Here is a 3,029-nt window from a genome sequence, read left to right on the forward strand (position 1 = left end):
CTTAAAGGACGACGCTGTTCTGGAAAAATATCTTCCATGGAATGTGAACCTGCCAACTGAAGAATAATGACACTATACTATGACGCAGCCTACGGGCTGCTTTTTATTTGCTATTGAGGCATATTATATTTTGACGCTTACTCTGCTTCTGGCTTCGTTTCTGTTTTATTCAGCTTCTTGTCAGGATAAATTTTTGCGCCCTTGATGGAGGCATCCAATGCCAATCCCTTCTTGGTCATCTGATATACCCATATACCGTTGGCAGCGATGGACGCACCCTCTATGGAATCGCCAGTTTTGCCGTCAGTGGCTGATGCTTCCGCAGAGCTGGCAAATTTGATGTCACCGGAGATAAAGGATTTCCAGGCACTTTCTGTACCAATGACAAAAATCAGGTCGTATTCCTTTACCCCAAGTCCAAGACCTACACCAATTTCATTCATGCGCATATATATCCGTTCACCGGTTTCATTGTTAATGGCAAGGCCTCTGCCGTGGGCATCGCCGAATATCCCAAGCTTTATGCCTGTATTGCTTAGTGTGGCATAACCATAGCAGCTATTAATGACGTTTTCTGCCGATGGAACCTTTGAGTACAAATTTTGCAGAGTCTTTGAGGACAGTGCATCAATTTCTGACCGTTCCTTTTGTATTTTTTCTGCACTGGCCGCCAGTGCAGTTGCCGTCATCATGCACAGCATGAATATAGCCATAAGACCAAGCATAATTTTTTTCATGAACAATCATCTCCTTATAATATTCACTTTACATAACGGTATTCTCTGGTGATGGTACTTACTACTGCCTCCCGGCCCCTGTCGTCCAGCTCACGGAATTTTTGTAAAAGGGCTATTTCATCACTGGATAGCTCCAGCGTAGCTGTATGCTCCTGATGGGGGATAGACAACAGTGTATCTGCCGAAATGTCAAAATAAATGGCGATGTCCCGTATCTCTTCATCTCTGGCCGACCGCAATCCTCTTTCTATACGGTTCAGAACGCTTTGATGCATGTCAATGGCCTTTGCCAGCTCTCCTTGCTGTATTTTGTGGGTTTGTCTTAGCTCAACTATTTGGTCGCCTATGGATATGTGATTATTTTTCATACTCAAAACCTCCTTACAAAGATGAAAAATAATTTTTTGCTAAAATGTAAAAAAACTCTTGACTTTGCTAAAATAGCAATCTATAATAACAATAGAGGTTGCTAGAACAGCAATTTATAATAAACATATCCCGAAGGAAAAACAGTACAGCTAATATAAAAACACTGGGGAAGCAATATAAATAGGCACTTCCGTTTATCAAATGTTGATACAGCACGCTGCTTTATATTTGGGATAGGTCTGTTATAAAATTTGCTAAAATAGCAAAATATAAACATTCGGCAGGGAAGCCGGATAAATGTAAATTTCAAGGAGGAATATATTATGTCTATGGTAGTAAAAAACAATGTAAATGCTCTGAACACCCTGAATGTACTGAACAAGAACCAGTCGGCTTTAGCCAAGAGCCTCCAGAAGGTTTCTTCCGGTATGAAAATCAACAGCGCTGCTGATGACGCTTCTGGTTATGCAATTTCCGAGCGCATGAGAGTTCAGATTCGTTCTCTGGATCAGGCAAATGCCAATACCCAGAACGGCAGCTCCATGATGAGAACTGCTGAGGGTGCTGTAAGCTCCACTGTGGAAATCCTCAAGACCTTGAAGGAAAAAGCGATCAGCGCAGCAAATGATTCAAACACTGACAATGACCGCCTTACCATTCAGAAGGAATTGGATCAGTCAATTGACCAGATTAATGATAATGCCAATGTAACCTTTAACGGCAAGTACCTGTTGGATGGTTCCAAGAATAACAAGGGCGAGGCCACCTTTACTGCATTGACCAATCAGAATTTGGACAAGAGCACCACTGCCGATACAAAGCTAACCGCATTGAAGGCCCGCAATGGAGACTCTCTGGAACTTACTGAAACTGACCAGATTACGGTATCTTATGTTCAGGCGGGTAAGACCTACTCTGCTACCTTCCAGGTGGGTGACAAGACCTTGCAGGACATCTTCAACGAAGCAGAAAATATTGACAAGGATAGTCAGATTTTTGCTACTTCTTCCAACGAAGCTGTTCAGAAGGCCAGTGGTGTAACTAATGCTTCCACCTCGGCCGCCGAGAACAAGGCTATTGATTACTTGAAGAATCAATTAGCTACAGGCGGCGTGGATATTAAGGACGCAGCGGGTGCGTCGATTACTACAGTAACTGCCGATGGTGGAACTGTTACCCTTGCTGATGCTAATGACTATGGCGACGAAGAAGGTGCTCTCCACAAGGCAGTAAGAGAAGCTCAGAAGGCTGTCGATAAGGCAACTGCAGCCGTGGGTACGTATACTTCTGGAGCAACCACCAACAGTGGCACTGCAGGTACTCTCGGTGCTGCGTTAGAAAAAGCTGGCATTTCCTGGGATGGTTCAGCAGCTTCCTTGAATACTGCTAACATGGAAGAAAAATTGCAGGCCGCTTATGCGGACCCAACAAATGATGGATTAAAGGAAGCAGTAGCTGCTTATAGAGAATCTGTCAAGGATTTGGATGTTGCTCAGGAGCAGCAGGTAAATGCCAATGCAGATTACGTCAAAGCAAGTGATCAGCTGGAAGCATTGACTAAAAATCAGGCTGTAAGCAGTGCTCAGGATTCTGTAAAGGCATTGCATGGTGCATTAGAGACTGTTATGTCTGCTAAGATTGATGATGCCACTACTAATGCAAAATTGGCTTATAAAGATGTTGTTCTCAAGGATGATGGTACTGTTGACGCCACTAAGTCAACTGATCATGCAGCGGCCAGCACCACCGCCGATCTGAGAGAGGCTATGAAAAAGGCGTTCTCTGCAGCATTGGACAGTGTTGAAGCTTTGGGTAAAGACGCTGGAGCAACGAATGCAATAGCAGTATTTAAGGGTGGAGCCGACGGTGATGCAGCTTTGCTGTCTAACACGGATATAGCTTCTTACAAGAGTGCTATTGGTG

Annotated in this window: 2 protein-coding genes and 1 pseudogene; 1 reads left to right on the top strand and 2 read right to left on the bottom strand. The window is 43.9% G+C overall.

What is annotated here, in order from left to right; genetic code table 11:
• Window positions 1-137 precede the first annotated feature (137 nt).
• Together ACKI5G_RS10055 and ACKI5G_RS10060 are read right to left on the bottom strand one after the other, a co-directional pair.
• The gene (locus ACKI5G_RS10055; RefSeq protein ID WP_407400003.1) at window positions 138-737 is read right to left on the bottom strand and encodes a YSC84-related protein; all 600 of its coding nucleotides are present in this window, start codon (window positions 735-737) and stop codon (window positions 138-140) included.
• A gap of 23 nt (window positions 738-760) precedes the next feature.
• Window positions 761-1,105 carry a helix-turn-helix domain-containing protein gene (locus ACKI5G_RS10060; RefSeq protein ID WP_407400005.1) on the bottom strand — a complete coding sequence of 115 codons (345 nt, stop codon included), beginning with the start codon at window positions 1,103-1,105 and terminating at the stop codon, window positions 761-763.
• A gap of 324 nt (window positions 1,106-1,429) precedes the next feature.
• Between ACKI5G_RS10060 and ACKI5G_RS10065 the strand changes: the two are divergent.
• Window positions 1,430-2,086: pseudogene (locus tag ACKI5G_RS10065) on the top strand (flagellin); the annotation flags it as partial.
• Window positions 2,087-3,029 lie beyond the last annotated feature (943 nt).

It is taken from the genome of Anaerovibrio sp., from assembly GCF_045637405.1.
Taxonomy (GTDB): Bacteria; Bacillota; Negativicutes; order Selenomonadales; family Selenomonadaceae; genus Anaerovibrio.

What these genes read in the sequence shown, in the direction of transcription:
- ACKI5G_RS10055 (WP_407400003.1), bottom strand. Translation starts at nt 737, where the DNA reads ATGAAAAAAATTATGCTTGGTCTTATGGCTATATTCATGCTGTGCATG.
- ACKI5G_RS10060 (WP_407400005.1), bottom strand. Translation starts at nt 1,105, where the DNA reads ATGAAAAATAATCACATATCCATAGGCGACCAAATAGTTGAGCTAAGA.